At 72.7% G+C, this 17,066-nt stretch carries 16 protein-coding genes; 9 read left to right on the plus strand and 7 right to left on the minus strand.

Annotation, left to right across the window (positions count from 1 at the left end; translation table 11 throughout):
* Nucleotides 1-4 precede the first annotated feature (4 nt).
* Both MB828_RS23740 and MB828_RS23745 read left to right on the plus strand, forming a co-directional pair.
* Nucleotides 5-1,165 (plus strand): aldose epimerase family protein, encoded by a 1,161-nt coding sequence (locus MB828_RS23740; RefSeq protein WP_301649991.1) that lies wholly within the window; start codon nt 5-7, stop codon nt 1,163-1,165.
* Between the two features lie 234 nt (nt 1,166-1,399).
* Nucleotides 1,400-3,097 carry a pyridoxal phosphate-dependent aminotransferase gene (locus MB828_RS23745; RefSeq protein WP_301649992.1) on the plus strand — a complete coding sequence of 566 codons (1,698 nt, stop codon included), beginning with the start codon at nt 1,400-1,402 and terminating at the stop codon, nt 3,095-3,097.
* Nucleotides 3,098-3,441: 344 nt separating this feature from the next.
* On the opposite strand, the gene MB828_RS23750 is transcribed toward MB828_RS23745, so the two are convergent.
* Both MB828_RS23750 and MB828_RS23755 read right to left on the minus strand, forming a co-directional pair.
* Nucleotides 3,442-5,076 (minus strand): methyltransferase, encoded by a 1,635-nt coding sequence (locus MB828_RS23750; RefSeq protein ID WP_301649993.1) that lies wholly within the window; start codon nt 5,074-5,076, stop codon nt 3,442-3,444.
* A gap of 58 nt (nt 5,077-5,134) precedes the next feature.
* Nucleotides 5,135-6,337, minus strand: a complete 1,203-nt coding sequence (locus tag MB828_RS23755; RefSeq protein ID WP_301649994.1) for a 4-hydroxybenzoate 3-monooxygenase — start codon at nt 6,335-6,337, stop codon at nt 5,135-5,137.
* Between the two features lie 256 nt (nt 6,338-6,593).
* Between MB828_RS23755 and MB828_RS23760 the strand changes: the two genes are divergently transcribed.
* The 4 genes from MB828_RS23760 to MB828_RS23775 all read left to right on the plus strand — a co-directional run bounded on the left by MB828_RS23760 (nt 6,594) and on the right by MB828_RS23775 (nt 11,135).
* Nucleotides 6,594-8,072: a histidine kinase gene (locus MB828_RS23760; RefSeq protein WP_301649995.1), complete on the plus strand. Its 1,479-nt coding sequence runs from the start codon at nt 6,594-6,596 to the stop codon at nt 8,070-8,072.
* Entirely contained in the window at nt 8,069-8,728 is a 660-nt protein-coding gene (locus MB828_RS23765; protein WP_301649996.1) for a response regulator, read from the plus strand. Before MB828_RS23760 ends, MB828_RS23765 begins: the two co-directional genes overlap by 4 nt.
* Nucleotides 8,729-8,860: 132 nt before the next feature.
* Nucleotides 8,861-9,499: a GOLPH3/VPS74 family protein gene (locus tag MB828_RS23770; RefSeq protein WP_301649997.1), complete on the plus strand. Its 639-nt coding sequence runs from the start codon at nt 8,861-8,863 to the stop codon at nt 9,497-9,499.
* A 37-nt stretch (nt 9,500-9,536) separates the two neighbouring features.
* A complete protein-coding gene (locus MB828_RS23775; RefSeq protein ID WP_301649998.1) occupies nt 9,537-11,135 on the plus strand; it encodes a carboxylesterase/lipase family protein in 1,599 nt (532 codons plus the stop codon).
* On the opposite strand, the gene MB828_RS23780 is transcribed toward MB828_RS23775, so the two are convergent.
* A complete protein-coding gene (locus MB828_RS23780) occupies nt 11,129-12,091 on the minus strand; it encodes an arabinan endo-1,5-alpha-L-arabinosidase (RefSeq protein ID WP_301649999.1) in 963 nt (320 codons plus the stop codon). The two genes, MB828_RS23775 and MB828_RS23780, sit on opposite strands and share 7 nt — an antisense overlap.
* Nucleotides 12,092-12,306: 215 nt before the next feature.
* Between MB828_RS23780 and MB828_RS23785 the strand changes: the two genes are divergently transcribed.
* On the plus strand, nt 12,307-13,065 hold the full coding sequence (locus MB828_RS23785; protein ID WP_301650000.1) for an intradiol ring-cleavage dioxygenase: 759 nt from the start codon (nt 12,307-12,309) through the stop codon (nt 13,063-13,065).
* 47 nt (nt 13,066-13,112) lie between these two features.
* Here the strand turns inward: MB828_RS23785 and MB828_RS23790 are convergent, their stop codons facing one another.
* Both MB828_RS23790 and MB828_RS23795 read right to left on the minus strand, forming a co-directional pair.
* The gene (locus MB828_RS23790) at nt 13,113-13,796 is read right to left on the minus strand and encodes a hypothetical protein (RefSeq protein WP_301650001.1); all 684 of its coding nucleotides are present in this window, start codon (nt 13,794-13,796) and stop codon (nt 13,113-13,115) included.
* Between the two features lie 18 nt (nt 13,797-13,814).
* On the minus strand, nt 13,815-14,285 hold the full coding sequence (locus MB828_RS23795) for an ATP-binding protein (protein ID WP_301650002.1): 471 nt from the start codon (nt 14,283-14,285) through the stop codon (nt 13,815-13,817).
* 129 nt (nt 14,286-14,414) lie between these two features.
* Between MB828_RS23795 and MB828_RS23800 the strand changes: the two genes are divergently transcribed.
* Complete coding sequence (locus tag MB828_RS23800) at nt 14,415-15,236, plus strand: helix-turn-helix domain-containing protein (protein WP_301650003.1); 822 nt, start codon at nt 14,415-14,417, stop codon at nt 15,234-15,236.
* Nucleotides 15,233-15,475, plus strand: a complete 243-nt coding sequence (locus MB828_RS23805) for a DUF397 domain-containing protein (protein ID WP_301650004.1) — start codon at nt 15,233-15,235, stop codon at nt 15,473-15,475. The genes MB828_RS23800 and MB828_RS23805 overlap by 4 nt, the downstream gene beginning before the upstream one ends.
* A gap of 19 nt (nt 15,476-15,494) precedes the next feature.
* On the opposite strand, the gene MB828_RS23810 is transcribed toward MB828_RS23805, so the two are convergent.
* Entirely contained in the window at nt 15,495-15,980 is a 486-nt protein-coding gene (locus tag MB828_RS23810) for a hypothetical protein (protein WP_301650005.1), read from the minus strand.
* A gap of 223 nt (nt 15,981-16,203) precedes the next feature.
* Nucleotides 16,204-16,872, minus strand: coding sequence for a DUF4360 domain-containing protein (locus MB828_RS23815; RefSeq protein ID WP_301650006.1), 669 nt, complete (start codon nt 16,870-16,872; stop codon nt 16,204-16,206).
* Nucleotides 16,873-17,066 lie beyond the last annotated feature (194 nt).

Genomic DNA, 17,066 nt, shown 5'->3' on the forward strand with positions numbered 1-17,066 from the left:
GCACATGGAACTGAACAGACGCACGGTCATCGCAGGAGCCGCGGCGGCGGGCATCGCCGCCACCACCCTCGGTGCGGGCAGCGCCGAGGCCGCCACCGGTTCGGGAGGCAGGAAGCCGGTGAAGGAGTCCTTCGGGAAGCTCGCCGACGGCACGAAGATCTACCGCTGGTCGCTGGAGAACGGCGGCACCCGGCTGAAGGTCCTCAACTGGGGCGGAGTCGTCCAGACCCTGGAGCTGCCGGACCGGCGCGGCCACTACGCCAACGTGGTCAACGGCTTCGACAACATCGACGACTACGTGGCCAAGTCCCCGTACTTCGGCGCCCTGATCGGCCGGTACGGCAACCGTATCGGAAAGGGACAGTTCACCCTCGACGGCAAGAGCTACCAGCTGTCCGTCAACGACGGGGTGAACAGCCTGCACGGCGGCACGCAGGGCTTCGACAAGCACGTCTGGGACGTCGAGCCGTTCGTGAAGGGCTCGGACGTCGGGCTCGTCCTGCACTACACCAGCGTCGACGGCGAGATGGGCTACCCGGGCACGCTCAAGTCGAAGGTGACGTACACGCTGACCCGGCGCGGCGAGTGGATCATCGACTACGAGGCCACCACCGACAAGGCCACCGTCGTCAACCTCACCAGCCACGTCTACTGGAACCTGGCCGGCGAGGGCAGCGGCACCATCGAGGACCACGAGCTGACGATCGCGGCGGGCCGCTACACGCCGACCGACTCGGGGCTGATCCCCACGGGTGAGCTGGCCACCGTACGCGGCACGCCGTTCGACTTCCGGGAGACCAAGACGATCGGCCGGGACATCCGCGCCGGGCACGCCCAGCAGGTGCAGGCCAAGGGGTACGACCACAACTGGGTGCTCGACAAGGGCGTCACCGCGAAGCCGGAGCACATCGCGACGCTGCGGGACCCGCGGTCGGGCCGGACGCTGAAGATCGCGACCGACCAGCCGGGGCTCCAGTTCTACTCCGGGAACTTCCTGGACGGGACGCTGACGGGGACGGGTGGGCACACCTACCGGCAGGGAGACGCGCTGTGCCTGGAGACGCAGCACTTCCCGGACTCGCCGAACCACGCGAACTTCCCGTCGACCGTGTTGCGGCCGGGGCACGTGTACAGGACGCGGACGGTTCACTCGTTCGACGCGTGAGGTCGTGGGGAACTGTGCGGGCAGTAAGGGGCTGGTCGCGCAGTTCTCCACGCCCCTTCGGGGCGCCGCACCAGGCGGGTGTCGAGAGGAGACGGTAACTCACACTTCTTTCACACCCGTTGAACAGAGGATCAGGCATCTCCGTATTCAAGGGTGGCCCGTGCTCCCCCGCGCGGGCCACCCAGGACGACGGGCCCGGACGTCCCCATCGGGCCCGCCTCATACGGAGGTTCAATGGCCGGCAACGTCACCTCGTTGTTCCGCAGCGGAGCTCACAGCCCGTCGATGGCGGCGCTGGCACGCGAAGGAGGCGACGGGACCGGGCCGGTTGACTTCTGCATCCCCTGTAACCCCTACTTCCCCACTCCGGCCATGATGGAAACAATGGCCGCGCGGCTCAAGGACATCGTCACCTTCTACCCGAGCAGCGCCGACACCATCACCGCCGAGCTGTGCAACCTCCTCCAGCTCCCGCCGCAGGCCGTCGCCATGGGCAACGGCTCCACCGAGCTGATCACCTGGATCGACCACCTGCTGGTCCGCGAGTCCCTCGCCATCCCCGTCCCCACCTTCGGCCGCTGGACCGACCAGCCCATGGAGACCGGCAAGCGGGTCGACATGTTCCCGCTCCAGGAGTCCAACGGCTTCGCCCTCGACCTCGCGCAGTACGCCGACTTCATCCGCACCCGGGGGACCAGGGTCGCGGTGATCTGCAATCCGAACAACCCCGACGGCGGGTTCGTCCCCAAGCGCGCGCTCGTCCAGTTCATGGACGCCATGGCCGACCTGGACCTCATCGTCATCGACGAGTCGTTCCTGGAGTTCGCCGACGCCGAGCAGGAGCCGAGCGTCGTGCAGGAGGCGATGATCCGGCCGAACGTCATCGTGCTGCGCAGCCTCGGCAAGAACTTCGGCCTGCACGGCATCCGTTTCGGCTACATGGTCGCCAACCCCTCGCTGGCCGGCAAGGTCCGCTCGATGCTGCCGAAGTGGAACCTCAACGCGTTCGCCGAGTACGTCGTCTTCATGCTCAAGGAGCACGGCGCCGAGTACGCGCAGAGCCTGCTCCAGGTGCGCAAGGACCGGCTGGAGATGGCGAGCCAGCTCTCCGCGCTGCCCGGACTGACCGTCTATCCCTCGCAGGGCAACTTCCTCTTCGTGCGCCTTCCCGTCGGCGCCGAGGGCACCGTGGTCCGGGACCGGATGCTCACCGAGCACCGGATCCTGGTCCGCGAGTGCGGCAACAAGATCGGTTCCTCCAGCCGCTTCCTGAGGCTCGTGGTGCGCCCCGAGGTGGACGTGCGTCGCCTGGTGTCCGCCATGGAGCAGGTGCTCTACGGGACCAGGAGGGGAACCGCCGTACCCGAGCTGGGCACCGGGACCAGCTACAGCTCGGGTACGGCGGCCGTCGACCGGCTGGTGAGCGAGACGAACGGGGCGGGGATGCAGTTGGCGCAGGCCGTGGGGGCGGGGCCGGTCCCGAGCCTCGCACCGGCGCCCGGGCCTGGTCTGGCCGCGGCGGCGGGTCTCGGGATGCCGATGGCCGGGCAGTCCGGCGGGGCGGGGATGCCGCAGCCGATGATGGCGCCGGTTCCGGTGCCGGTGCCGGTGCCTGCGGCGGCGGCCCAGATGCAGATGCCGATGCAGGCGCCGATGGCACCGCAGCCGATGATGGCGCCGGCGCCCGCGCCCGCGCCGACGCCCGCGCCGCCGATGCAGATGCCGCAGGTGCCCGCGCCCGCGCCGGCCCCCGCGCCCATGCCGACCGGGCCGACGCCCCCCGGGGTGCCGGCCCGCGGTGGGCTGACCGCGGCGCAGGTGCGGGGGGCCACCGCGCCGCCGCCCGCGCCGGGGTTGTCGCCCGCGCCTGCGACGGGGTGGCCGAATGCGCAGAGCTGGCCCAACGCGGCGGGGATGGGACAGGCCGGCTGATCGACGGGTGCGTTCCGTGCGCGGCCGGGTGCGGGTGATTCGTGGCCGGTCGCGCAGTTCCCCGCGCCCCTGAAGGGGCGCGTCGAGCTGGACGGCGTACGAGAGTGCGGGTGGCTCGTGGTCCGTCGCGCAGTTCCCTGCGGTCCTGAAGGGGCGCGTCGAGCTGGACGGCGTACGAGAGTGCGGGTGGCTCGTGGTCCGTCGCGCAGTTCCCTGCGGTCCTGAAGGGGCGCGTCGAGTTGGACGGTGTACGACGGTGCGGGTGGTTCGTGGTCCGTCGCGCGGTTCCCCGCGCCCCTGAAGGGGCGCGGCAGTTGCCCGGGGTGGCTTTCGGTCGGGCAGGGTTAAAGGGGCGCGTCGAGGCGGACGGCGCTGAGTAGTGCGGCTCCCAGCGGCAAGGGGTGGCAGGCTGTCTGCTCGAAGCCCGTTTCCTTCAGTAGTCGTCGGTAATGGGGCTCGTCGCGTTCTCGGCCGCCGACGTTGCACAGCATGTGGATGTCCCAGGCCGGGGTCGGGGACGGGGTGCCCTCGTGGGCCGGCAGCAGGCGTTCCACCACGAGGAGTTCCGTGCCCGGGCGCATCGCCCGCGCGCAGCGGCGCAGGATCGTGCGGCAGCGGTCGTCGTCCCAGTCGTGCAGGACCCGGGACAGCAGGTAGACGTCGCCGTCGTCCGGGACGGACTCCGTGAAGTCCCCGGCGACGAAGGCGCAGCGGCCGGCGAGGTCGGCCAGCAGGGGGCGGGCCGCCGCCAGCGCGTCCGGGCGCTCCAGCAGCACCCCCTCCAGGTGGCCGTGGGCCCGCAGGATCCGGCCGAGCAGCGCCCCGTTCCCGCCGCCCACGTCGATCACCCGCCGGGCGGCGGAGAAGTCGGTGAGGTGCGGTACCGGGGTGAACATCTCCGCGCTCGCGGCCATCCCCCGGTGGAAGAGGTCGCCGAGCTCGGGGTGGGCGGCGAAGTGGCGGAAGTGGTGCTGCCCGTGCCGGTGGGCGAAAGCTTCCTGCCCGGTGCGTACGGCGTACGGCAGCCCGGCGAAGGAGTCGTAGAACGGGCCGCCGTACAGCAGCGCGAGCGGGTGCAGGGAGAACTCGGTGCCGGTGCGCAGGGGTTCGCCGAGGGCCGTGAGGTGGTAGGTGGCGTCGGAGGCGGTGAGCAGGCCGAGGCCGGCCAGGTAGCGCAGCAGGCGGCGCAGCGCGTCCGGGTCGGTGCCGGTCAGCCCGGCGAGGGTGCCGGCGTCGAGGCCGGGGCGGGCGGCCAGGTGGTCGGCGAGACCGAGTTCGGCCATGGTGCGGACGGCCTGGGTGGCCCAGGCGCCGGTCAGCACGCCTAGCAGGGCGAGGGCGGGGTCGGGGACGGGCTCGTGGCGGCCGGGCAGCCGCAGCTCGAAGCGGCGGTGCCGGGCGGTGCGGAAGTACAGGACGGTGACGTTCTCGTGGTCGTTGTAGCCGCCGCCGTCCGGGACGGCGCCCGCGCGTTCCGTCAGCAGGGTGCGCAGCCCGGCCGGGATCACCGGTCCCGGTGCGGTGACGGCGAAGGCGTGGTGGGACTCGTGGCCGGCTCCGCGCTCGTCGGCGGCGACCGCCTCCAGCGGGGAGCCGGGCGGTACGGGCAGCGCGAAGATCTCCACGGTGCGTCCGGCGACGGGCACGTGCACGATCCCGACCCGGCTGTCCGCGAGGGCCGCGCCGTAGCGCCGGGCCAGCCGCCCGCGCACCACCACGCTGGGGGCGACGGGCCCCGGGTCCAGTCCGGCACGCCGGAGTTCGTCGCGGAGCCCGTCGAGGGAGGTGGGGAAGACCAGTACGGCGGTGTGGTCGTAGCCGAGGTGCCGGGCGACGTCGGCGCGGTCCTCGGCGGTCAGGCGGGGCAGCAGCCCGGCGAGGACCTGGTCGGTGTCGTGGTCGCGGACGTGGTCGGCCGCGTGCCGGATCCGGTCCAGGTCGGTTTCCGTCAGACATGGCTGTACGACGGAGAGGTTCATGAAGAGTTCCCGTTGATCGTGGGGTGGGGAGAACCGGGGCTCATGGGGCCCCGGAGGATCAGACGCCGGTGTAGTTCTCGGCGAAGAAGTCCTGGTGGCGGCGGGAGGTGCGCAGGCTCTCCAGACGGGCGTACTGGAGCGCCCGCCCGTACCTGGCCTCGTCCCGGTCGATGTCGCCGGCGTCGGCGGGGCCGTGCAGCAGGCCGCTCATCCAGTGCGAGAACTCATGGGCCCGCCACACCCGGGGCAGGCAGTCGGCGGCGTACCGGGCGAGGCCGCTCTCGTCCCCGCGCAGCAGCGCCGCCTCGAAGGCGCGGGCCAGCGACTCGGCCTGGAGCACGGCGAGGTTGGCGCCCTTGGCCGCCGAGGGGCTGATCAGCCCGGCCGCGTCCCCGGCCAGCCACAGCCGCCCGGTGCCCGGGGACTCCAGGACGTCGGAGCGCAGGTCGACGACGGTCTTCTCCAGGACGGCGCCCTCGCGCAGCGGCCCGAACTCGGCGGTGCGCATCCGGGTCGCCAGCTCGGTCCAGATCCGGTCCTCGCTCCAGTCGGCGGGGTCGGTGCCGCGCGGGCACTGGAGGTAGTACCGGGTGACCGTGGCCGTGCGCGCCATGTGGCCGGCGAAGCCGCGCTCGTGCAGGGCGTATCCGGTGGCCGGCATGCTGGGCGGGGCGGCGGCCAGCACGGCGAGCCAGGAGACGCCGTGGTCCCAGCGGGCGGTGGGGACGCCCTGGGCGGTGAGGGCGGCGCGGCCGACGCCCCGGTGCCCGTCGCAGCCGGCGACGTACCGGCCGGTGACGTACCGGCCGGTGGCGTACCGGCCGGTGGCGTCCGCGCCGTCGCGGACACGGACCCGGCCGTCGGTGACGTCCGCCGCCTCGGCGCCGAACCTGAGGTCGCCGCCGCGCCGCAGGAACTCGGCGACCAGGTCGCGGACCAGTTCCTGCTGGGGGTAGACGGTGTGCACCTCGCCACGGCCCAGACCGGCGTAGTCGAGGGTGAACTCGCCGCGCTCGCTGCGGAACCGGCAGGTGGTGTGGGTCCTGCCGCGGGCGAGCAGACCGGCCGCCAGGCCGTTCTCGGTGAGGACGCGCACGGAGTGGGCCGCGAGGAATCCGGCGCGGGCCCGGCCCTCCACCGCGGCCCGGCTCCGCCGCTCCAGGATGACGCAGTCGACGCCGCGGTCCAGGAGCAGGTTCCCCAGCACGAGCCCCGCGGGGCCGGCACCGACGATCACCACTCCGGCCTGTGCTTCTGCCATGCCCGCCTTCTGAAGTCGCTTATTGATCAAGGTGCTTCATATCATCTGGATCCTGGATACAGTCGGGTGCACTACGTGGATTACCCCTAAGGGGCAGCTGTTCGATTACAGAGGGCGAGGGCCGGGACCGGCCCGCGGCTAGGCTCGAGGTGTGGAGGGCAGCAGCGAGGGACCGGGTGGTGGGTTCGTCGGCGGGGCGCGGGGCGAGTTGTCGGCGCGGGCGGTGCGGGCCCTGTGGTGAGGGTCGGCCGGGCTGGTGCTCGGGGTCCTCGGGACCTCCGTGGTCGTCGCCGGTACGGAGCACGGCGGGCGGCTGCCGGTGGCCGTGGCGCTGGTCCTCGCGCAGGTCTGCGCGCTGCGGTGGCTGGTGCGGGCCCCGGTCGCCGTGCTGGCCGCGACGGCGCCGGCGGGGCTCGCGGTGTGGGCGCTGCTGCCCGCGGTGACCCTGACCGGGGCGCTGCTCGCGGCGCAGATCGCGCTGTGCGTGCTGTCGGCGGTCATGCCCCGGCGGGTGTCGCTGGGGGCGCTCGCTGCGATGTGCCTGCCGGCGCCGCTGGCGTTCGGCGCGGGCGGCGCCGCGGGGCTCGCGGTCTTCGTGCTGACGGTGGTGCTGGCGTGGACCGCGGGGCAGTGGCGCAGGGCGCAACGGGCCCGGACCCGGGCGGAGACGCGCCGGGCGGTGCTGGAGGAGCGGGCCCGGATCGCGCGTGAGGTGCACGACGTCGTGGCGCACACGCTGTCGGTGGTGGTCGTCCAGGCGGGCGCCGCCGACGACGTGTTCTCCGAGCGGCCCGACCAGGCCCGGCAGGCACTGCGCGCCATCGAGACGGGCGCCCGCTCGGCACTGGGCGAACTGCGGCTGCTGCTGCGGGCGTTCGGGTCGGACGCCGAGGCGCCGGAGGACGGGGGCGGGGACGGGGACGGGGACGGGGACGGGGACTGGCGGCGGACGCCGTCGCTCGCGCGGCTGGACGAACTGGCCGACGCGGTACGGGCGGCCGGGCTGGCCGTGCACGTGAGCCGGGAGGGCCCCCTCGACGGACTGCCGGCGGCGGTGGACCTGGCGGCGTACCGGATCGTCCAGGAGGCCCTCACCAACGCGCTGCGCCACGCGGCCGGCGCCGACGAGGTGCGGGTACGGGTGGTGGCCGACGAGGCAGGTGTACGGCTGACGGTGGTGGACAACGGCCGTACCCGGCGGAGAAGTTCGGCGGACCACGCCCGACCGGAAGCCCCGGCCGGGCGAACCCCGACGGCAGGTCCCGACGGGCCGACCTCACCACGAGGCCCCGACGGACCGGGATCGACGGGAGATTCCAACGGGCCCGGATCAGCGCGAGATTCCAACGGGCCGGGATCGGCGCGAGATTCCAACGGGCCGGGATCGGGGCGAGGTTCCGACGGGGTGGGCTCACCGGGGGATTTCGGCGGGCCGGGATCGGGGCGAGGTCCCGACGGCCTGGGCTCGGCGGGTGGTTCGGACGGGCCGGCCTCACCGAGAGGTTCCTTCGGGCCGGGATCGGCGCGAGGTTCCGACGGCCTGGGCTCGGCGGGTGGTTCGGACGGGCCGGCCTCACCGCGAGGTTACTTCGGGCCGGGATCGGTGGGGGTTGGGCGTGGTGTGGTGGGGATGCGGGAGCGGGCGCGGCTGGTGGGTGGCAGTCTGCGTGCCGGGCCGCTGCCCGGCGGTGGGTTCGAGGTGGCGGCGCGGCTGCCGGTGGAGGACGTGTCATGACGTTGCGCGTGCTGGTGGCCGACGACCAGGCCCTGGTCCGTACCGGGTTCCGCATGATCATCGACGCCCGGGACGACCTGGAGGTGGTCGGCGAGGCGTCCGACGGGCAGGAGGCGGTGCGGCTGGCCCGGGAACTGGCGCCCGACGTCGTGCTGATGGACGTACGCATGCCCGTGCTGGACGGGATCGAGGCGACCCGGCGGATCGTGGCGGACGGCGGCCGGGCCCGGGTGCTCGTGCTGACCACCTGGGACGTGGACGCGCATGTCGTCGCCGCCCTGCGGGCCGGGGCCTGCGGCTTCCTGCTCAAGGACATCCGCCCCGCCGAACTCGTCGAGGCGATCCGGGTCACCGCACGCGGCGACGCGCTGCTGGCACCCGCCGTGCTGAGCCGGGTCCTGGACCGCTTCCTGCGCACCACGCCCGACCCGGCGCCGCCGCCGTCCCTGCGGGAGCTGTCCGGCCGGGAGCGGGAGGTGCTGACCCTGATCGGGCAGGCCCTGTCGAACGCGGAGATCGCCGGCCGGCTCGGTCTGTCGGAGGCCACCGTCAAGAACCACGTCACCGCGGTGCTGCGCAAACTGGGTCTGCGCGACCGCGTCCAGGCCGTCGTCGCCGCCTACGACCACGGGCTGGTGGAACCGCGCCGCCCCTGAGGGCGCCCCGTCTCCGCCACGGGCCGGCTCCTCCTCAGGTAGGAGACGCGGCCGCGGTCCTCCCGTGTTCCCAGTGCCGGTCCGTTCCCGTGGCCGATCCGGGGCCGGGGCGGCCGGCCCTAGCGTCGAGGTGTGACCGACGACCTGACCCGCCTCGTGTACCTGCTCGCCCACGACGAAGCCGCCGAGGGCCCCTACGACCGTTCCCGGACCGAGCTGCTGGTCCGGGCCGCCGCCCTGGTCGACCTCGCGCTGCGCGGACGGCTGCGGGAGGACGGCGACGGCTCGGTGGCCGTGTCCGGCACCACGCCGACCGGTGACCCGGTCCTGGACGGGGTGCTGCGCGACGCCGCCGGGCACAACTGGAAGCACCTGGTGCGCCGTCACCGCAAGCGGACCCTGACCGGGCTGGAGGACCGGCTCGCCGCCGCGGGCCTGCTCACCGTGCACGCGCCCCGCACCTTCCTCGGCACCCGGCGGGTGAGCGTGACGGACCCCGCCGTGCCCGCCGCCGTGCGCGCCCGGGTGTCCGCGGTGCTGCACGGGGACGGTCCGGTGTCCGGGCTCCCGGCCGCCGACGCGGCGCTGCTGGCGCTGGCCGCGGCGGGCGGCGTCCGTTCGGTCGTGTCCCGGCGGGACCAGAAGACGTACCGGGCCCGGATCGACGCCTGCACGGGGCGGCTCGCCGCCCTCGCACCCGGCCTGGAGAAGGCCGTACGCGGACTGCCGACGACGATGGTCGCCGCCCGGGGCGGCATGGGCGGCGGCTGACGAGGAACGACCGATCGCCCTACCGAACGGGGAGACGATGACCACGCACCGCGTCCTGACCAACCTGGCCCGCGCTCTGGCCTGCGCCCTGACCGCCGTACTCGCGGCCGCCTGGCCCGCGGCACCGGCACCACGAGCGGAGTCCGCGGGATCCGCGGTGACCGTGCCCGGCCCCGGCGGCCTGGTGCGGGGTGTCGGTCACGACGGGTACCGCACCTTCGAGGGTGTCCCCTACGCGGCGCCCCCGGTCGGCCGGCTGCGCTGGGCGCCGCCGCACCGGCCGGCCTCCTGGTCCGGGGTACGGGACGCCGGCCGGCCCGCGAGCGCCTGTCCGCAGCAGGCCGGTGAGGTGCCGGGCGGCAGCACCGACGAGGACTGCCTGTACCTGAACGTCACGGCGCCCGACGACGCGAGCCCGGCGCACCCGAGGCCGGTGATCGTATGGCTGCACGGCGGCGGCTTCACCACCGGCGCGGGCAGTTCGTACGACGCCCACCGGATGGCGACCCGCGGCGATGTCGTGGTCGTCACCGTCAACTACCGTCTCGGGGCGCTCGGTTTCCTCGCGCACGGCGCGCTGCCCGGCTCCGGCACGTTCGGGCTGGCCGACCAGCAGGCGGCGCTGCGCTGGGTCCGCGCCGGGATCGGGGCCTTCGGCGGCGACGCGCGCGATGTGACGCTGGCCGGTGAGTCGGCGGGCGGTTACGGCGTCTGCGCCCAGCTCGCCTCACCCGCCGCCGCGGGCCTGTTCGACCGGGCGATCATCGAGAGCGGCCCCTGCACGGGCCGTCCCGACCGGCCGTTCGCGCCCTTCGCCGTCCCACTGGCCACGGCCCGTGCCGCCGGCGCGGACCTGGCGGCGAAGGTCGGCTGCGGCTCCGCCCACGACGTGCCGGCCTGTCTGCGACGGGTGCCGGTCGCCCGGCTGCTCGCCGCCCAGGACACCGGCCAGCAGCCCGCGTACGGCACCCCGCTGCTGCCCCTCGACCCCGCCGCGGCGATCTCCGCCGGCCGTTTCCACCACGTCCCGGTGCTGCTCGGCGCCAACCACGACGAGGGCAACGGCTGGGCCGCCGGGATCATCGCGGCCGGGAACCCGGTGACCCCCGCCACCTGGCCCGACGTCGTGGCCGCGTTCTTCCCGGCGCCGGGGCAGGCGCGGGCGGTCGTCCAGGAGTACCCGGTGCACGCCGACGACGGCGGGCCGGTGTTCGGCGCGGTCGTCGGCGACGCGGACTTCGCCTGCCCGACGGCCGGCACCGGTCGCCTGCTCGCCGCCCGGGTGCCGGTCTGGCGCTACGAGTTCGCCGACGAGCACGCTCCGCCGCTCACCCCGGGCACCCCGCCGTTCCCGCTCGGCGCTCCGCACGCGAGCGAGCTGCCCTACCTGTTCGACCTGGGCGGCCGCCCCCGTGCCCTGACCGCGGCGCAGCACCGCCTGGCCGACACGATGATCGGCTACTGGACGCGCTTCGCCCGCACCGGCGACCCGAACGGCCCGGCGGCACCGCGCTGGCCGCGAGGGGCGGTCCTCTCCCTGGTCCCGGACCGGACCGCCCCGACCGGCACCACCGGAACGCGCCACCACTGCGCCTTCTGGGACGCCCTCGGCCGGCCGTCCGGGGCCGCTCAGTAGGCGACCGGCCAGCCGGTGCTCCAGTTCAGCAGGTTGATGCCGAGCTTGGGTGTGCCGCTGTCGTTGCCGTCGTAGTAGTGGTAGACGATCAGGTCGCCGTCCGTGTCGTTCATGACGGACTCGCCGCCGGGGCCGATGACCGCGCCGTGGGACTCCAGGACGGCCGTGCCGCCGTTGTCGGTCATCGCCACCCCGCTCTTGTCGTAGTAGGGACCGGTGACCGACGTGGCCCGTCCCACCTTCACCTTGTACGTCGAGCTGGTGCCCTGGCAGCACAGGTCGTACGAGGCGAAGAGGTAGTAGTAGCCGTTGCGCTTGACGATGTACGGCGCCTCCACCGCCTTGCTGCCGGTGGGCCGCGCGGCCAGGGAGCGGCGGGTGGTGTCGGCCGCGTACTGCTTGCCGGTCGACGGGTCGATGCGGATCATCTTGATCCCCGTCCACCAGCTCCCGAACGACAGCCACCACTTGCCGTCGTCGTCGACGAAGAGGTTGGGGTCGATGGCGTTGTAGTCGCTGGACGACGTCGAGGTGTAGACGATGCCGTAGTCCGACCAGGAGCCCGGCAGCCCTGTTGTGGAACCGGCCAATCCGATGGCCGAGGTGTTGGAGCCGAAGGTGGAGACGGCGTAGTACATCAGGTACTTGCCGCCGTGGTAGGAGATGTCCGGCGCCCACGCCTCGGTGGCGTACGACGACCACCAGCCCGGTTTGGTGGTGAACGCGTCGGCGCCCGCCGTGAAGACGGTCCGGTCGGTGGACGTCTTGTACGCGAGGCCGCCGCCGGTGGAGTACAGCAGGTAGCGGCCCGCGGAGGTGCGGATCACCGTCGGGTCGTGGACGACCACGTCGCCCGTGACCGTGCCCGGGTCGGGGTACGCCGACGCGGTCGTGGGGACCAGGGCGAGCAGGAGTGCGGCGGGGAGGGCGAGGAGTGCGGTTCGGGTGCGGCTCACGCGAAGCCTCCTTCTTCATTCGTCCGGCTTCTTCGTCCGGAATGTCGAACGGCGATCGCCAATTCGGACGGACCGTAGAATCGAATCGTTTTGCGGTCAACGGTTCGCACAGGGTTCACGTGTCAACCCGGCTGTCTCAACCGACGACTTGACTGTTGCCCACTTTGCAGAACTGACAGCCTGCGAACAGAAACGCTTCCTATGGTGCCGTGTCCATGACAGACACCTCAGATGCCGCCCGCTCCGTCGGGCGCCGTACCGTACTCGTCGCCACCGGGACGACCGCCGCTGCCCTGGCCGTAGGCGCAGCGGTCTCGACCGAGGCCCCCGCGGCAGTCGCCGCCCCCGATCTCAAGCCGGCCGCCGCCGCGGCGGTCTGCTCGCTCACGGAGGAGATGACCGAGGGCCCCTACTACCTCGACGGGGCGCTGGTCCGCAGCAACATCACCGAAGGCAAGCCGGGCATCACACTCGCCCTCGCCCTCACCGTCGTCAACTCCGCCTGCACCGTCATCCCGAACGCGCTGGTCGAGGTCTGGCACGCCGACGCGCTCGGCGAGTACTCGGGCTACGTCGGCGCCAACGGCCACAACGAGACCGACGACGGCACCTTCCTGCGCGGCGGGGTGCTCACCAACTCCAGCGGGGTCGCCAACATCACGACCATCTACCCGGGCTGGTACCGGGGCCGCTGCATCCACATCCACGTGAAGGTGCACACCGGCGTCACCCTGACCTCGGACGGCTCCTTCACCGGCGGCTCCACCGTGCACACCGGCCAGCTCTTCATCAACGAGACCATCACCACCGCGGTCGCCAAGGTCTCGCCGTACTCCACCAACACGGTCACCCGCACCACGCTCGCCCAGGACGGCATCTACGACGACGGAGGCGCCTCCTCGGGCCTCCTGACCGTCACCGGCTCCACCTCCGCCGGCTACACCGGCACGCTCACCCTCGGCGTCTCCAGCTGACGTCCGGGCCCCGGGGGACGACGGGTGCGCCCGTCCCCCGGGGCCCCTCACGCGGACTTCCCGGCCGCGGCCCGGCGCCGCCGCGCCTGCCAGAACCACTCGTTCCGCACGGCCGTGGAGTACCCGATCACCGAGCAGACCAGGGCCTGGACCACGGCCGTCGCGACGGAGACCGCCCACCAGAAACGAGGGGTCGCCGGCCGGGCACCCCGCCGCACCGCGAACCTGCCCTCGGGATCCACGGTCACGGTGAGCCGGTCGCCCACGGCGAGGCTTCCGGCGCCCACGGTCCCGGTCAGCGGACGACCGGACGGATCGGCCAGCCGGGCCACCCGCCCGCCGTCGCTCAGGCCGCCCGCGCCGTCGGCGTGGTACACCGAGGTCACGACCGCCCGCTCGACCCGGCCGCGGTCGTGCAGCGCCTGCTGCTCCAGCGTGTAGGTGAACGTGGCCGTCGTCAGCACGACGCACACCGCGGCCACGACGTCCAGTTTCCCGAACTCCCGGTGCGCGTCGAGGAGAAGACCGACCAGCCCGAGCAGGCAGCCGGTCGCGACGAGGGCGCCGACGAAGAGCAGGACGGTCGGCCACCGGTCGGGGGTGCTGTCCACGCCGTACGCGATACCGAACGAACCGGCCGTCATCAGGGCGCTCGCGGACACGGCCAGTACGGTCCACAGCCCCCGAACGGTCCACTTCCGCAGCCGTGCCGTCCCCCTGGCCTCTTCCATGTCGAGCACCACCCCCGGTCACGGTACCGCGCGGCGGTGCCGCCGGAACGGCAGGTCGACCTCGGCCCGTACGGTCTTGCCCGGCGCGTCGGCGCGGTCCAGCACCTCCCACCGGTCCGCCAGCGCGTCCACGAGCACGAGCCCGCGCCCGCCGTCGTCCAGCGGCCGAGCCGCCCGTACGGCCCCGGGTGCGGGCGGCCGCCGGTCTTCACGGGTGTCGGTCACCTCGACCCGCACGCTTCCCGTCACCCGTGACAGCCGCAACTCGAAGTCCCGGCCGGGCACACGGCCGTGCGTCACGGCGTTCGCGGCCAGTTCCGCGACGATCACGGACACCTTGTCGACGACCTCCTCCGCCGCGAACCCCCCTCCCCACACGTGAAGTTGAGCGACGGCGAGCTGACGGGCCAGACGTGCGCCGCGCGGGGTGGCACTGAGCCGCTGCGCGAGTGTTCGACTCACGGTGACCGTGGTGGGGGGAGCTTCCATGCGCCCAATCTGCCGCCTGGGGCAGGGGGTTCTCCAGGTCGTGCCCACGTACGCGGCGAGGGCGTACGTGGTGACTGACTGGACCGTACCGATCACCAGCTGTGACCATGGGGCCGGGAGGTGGCCTGCGTGGGCGATGGAGCGGAGCCGGAGTCGTCGGACAGTCTGCGGACGTTCGGGGCGGTGGTCCAGGCGTTGCGGGAGCATGCCGGGCTGAGCCGGGAGGGGTTCGCGGAACAGGTCCGGTTCTCGAAGCACACGGTGGCTTCGATCGAGCTGGGCCGCAGGATGCCGGACGAGTCCTTCGTGGAGGCGGCGGAGGGCGCCCTGGGCAACACGGGCGCGTTACGCCGGGCGGCGGCCCATCTGGCCCGCCAGCCGGGCCTGGCGGCCTGGTTCCGGCGGTGGGCGCGAATGGAGGCGACGGCGCTGACGCTGTACACCTACGAATGCCGCCTGATCCCGGGCCTGTTGCAGACGGAGGCGTACGCGCGGACGCTGTTCACCCAGCAGCTGCCGCCGCTGGACGACACGCAGATCGAGGCCCAGTGGACGGCCCGCGCGGAACGGCAACGGTTGCTGCGGGAGCGCCCCAACACGGCGTTCAGCTTCATCCTGGAGGAGGGGGTCTTCCTGCGCCGGACCGGCGGCACGGAGGTCACCCGGGAACTCATCGACCACGTACTCCGCCTCGCCGAGCTACGGAACGTGGAAGTCCAGGTCATGCCCCAGGTGCAGGAGACGCATGCGGGCCTGCACGGGCCAATGCGGCTGCTGGAAACCCCCGAGAACCGCTGCTTCGCCTACTGCGAAGGCCAGGAAAGCGGACAACTGATCGCCGATCCGAAAGTGGTCAGCGTCCTCCAGATGCGGTATGCCAGGATGCGCTCACAGGCTCACACTATGAGGGACTCAGTCGGCCTGTTGCAGCGGATGCGAGGGGACTTATGAGCACCATCAACCTGGCCTGGTTCAAGAGCAGTTACAGCAGCGGCTCGGGGGACGACTGCGTCGAAGTCGCCATGGCCTGGCGCAAGTCCAGCTACAGCAGCGGCGGCGACGGCGACTGCGTAGAAGTCGCCGCCTGCCCCACCACCATCCACGTCCGCGACTCGAAGGACACCACCGGCCCTCAACTCGCCCTCTCCCCCACGGTCTGGGCCGGGTTCCTCGCCTACGCCGGGCGGTGACCGTGGGGGAGGACGGGGATCAGCCGACGCCGATGTGGTAGACGGTGACGGTCACCTCCCCGTCCGGACCGGGGATGGTGTACACGCCGGGGCCGTGGAAGGGCTCGCAGCCCTGCGCGAGGACGTCGTCGGCGTTGATGCCGGTGTCGTCCTCGCCGACGAACGCACACACCTCGGTGATCAGGTGGTCGACGAACCTGTGCGTGGCGCCGGCCTCCGGGTAGCGCGGCAGGGTCGGGGTGTTGATGTCCAGGTCCGGGTGTTCCCACAGCGTGGTGTGCCGGAGGCCGTCGTCCTTCACGAAGACCCGTCCGTAGGGTTCGGGCAGGTCGTTGTCGTCCTTCTCCTGCGGGTTGGAGAACTCGATCGAGTAGGTGACGAGCCCCCCGGGGTACCCGGCGCGGGCAGCGGACTGCGCCTGGGCCGATCCGGCACTCACCACGCCGGCCAGCAGCAGGCCCGTCGAGACGACGGCCGCCACGCGACCCATGGACGTCGGACGCATCCCTGATCTCCTCTCACTCACCGTAGCCATGCGACTACTCTTCGAAGGTAAGTGAGGTCACGGGGCCGATCGCGGGGAGCCGCGGCCAAACCACCCCGCCGGATGGCGCCGACGCTCTCCGGCCGCGGCCGAGTACGCCGGAGTCTCCCCCGGGGCGCCGAGGTCCCACCGTGGATGACGGCCGCTCCGGGCCGCCATCCACGGAACGCGCCCTGCGTCCGGGCTACTTGCCGGGGCAGTGCTTCCAGGCCAGGTGGTAGACGGTGCTGATGTCACCGTCGGTGGAGTCCATGGTCATGAAGCTGACCTTGCCGGGGTTCGCGCTGCCGGCGTTGACCCGCAGCTCCGTGTTGATGTTGAAGTTGCGCTGGACCCCGCAGGGCGCCCAGACCAGCTGCGCCCAGTCGGTGGTGTCGGTGGCCTGCCAGTTGTCGTTGTAGGGGCCGCTGAAGGGATGGCTGGCGGCGGCCGTGTTCGACGAGCCCTGGAAGTAGTACGAGGCCCGCTGGGTGCCGGTGGCGCCCTGCTGGAGGGAGGCGAAACCGCGGTAGTCGGCGCTGGCGATGGCGTAGGTGAAGCCGCCCGGCACGTGGACGACCAGGTTGAGCTGGCAGTTGCGCCGGAAGACGGTGGGGTCGGAGTTGCCGCCCGCCTGCGCGAGGTAGGCGCTGTAGGTGACGGTGAAGGCCTCGTTGTCCTCGGAGACCGCGACGGCGGTGGTGCCCGCCGGACAGCCGGAGCCGTTGACGGTGGCCACGTTGATGACGATCTTGTCCGGCGGCGGGTCGTCGAACACGGGCGACGACGAGGCCTTGGCCTGCGCGGGCAACCCGGCGGTGAGCAGCGCGGCGAGCGCTCCGCCGAGCAGGAGGCGGTGTCTCCTGGTTCCCATGGTTTCTCCAGTCCGGGTGATTCGAGTGGGGGGTTGCACCCGCGGCCTGAGCGGTTCAACTTTGAAGAAACTGTGCGTTTCCTGTGAAGACCGGGGCGCTCGAATCGTAGGAACCATGGCATGAACCGGTCAGGTCGAACTCCGGCCATTCACAACGCCGGATTTCACAGCCCCGCCCGGGACAGACGAGGAGG

It is taken from the genome of Streptomyces arenae (genome assembly GCF_022343545.1).
GTDB classification, from domain to species: domain Bacteria; phylum Actinomycetota; class Actinomycetes; order Streptomycetales; family Streptomycetaceae; genus Streptomyces; species Streptomyces humi.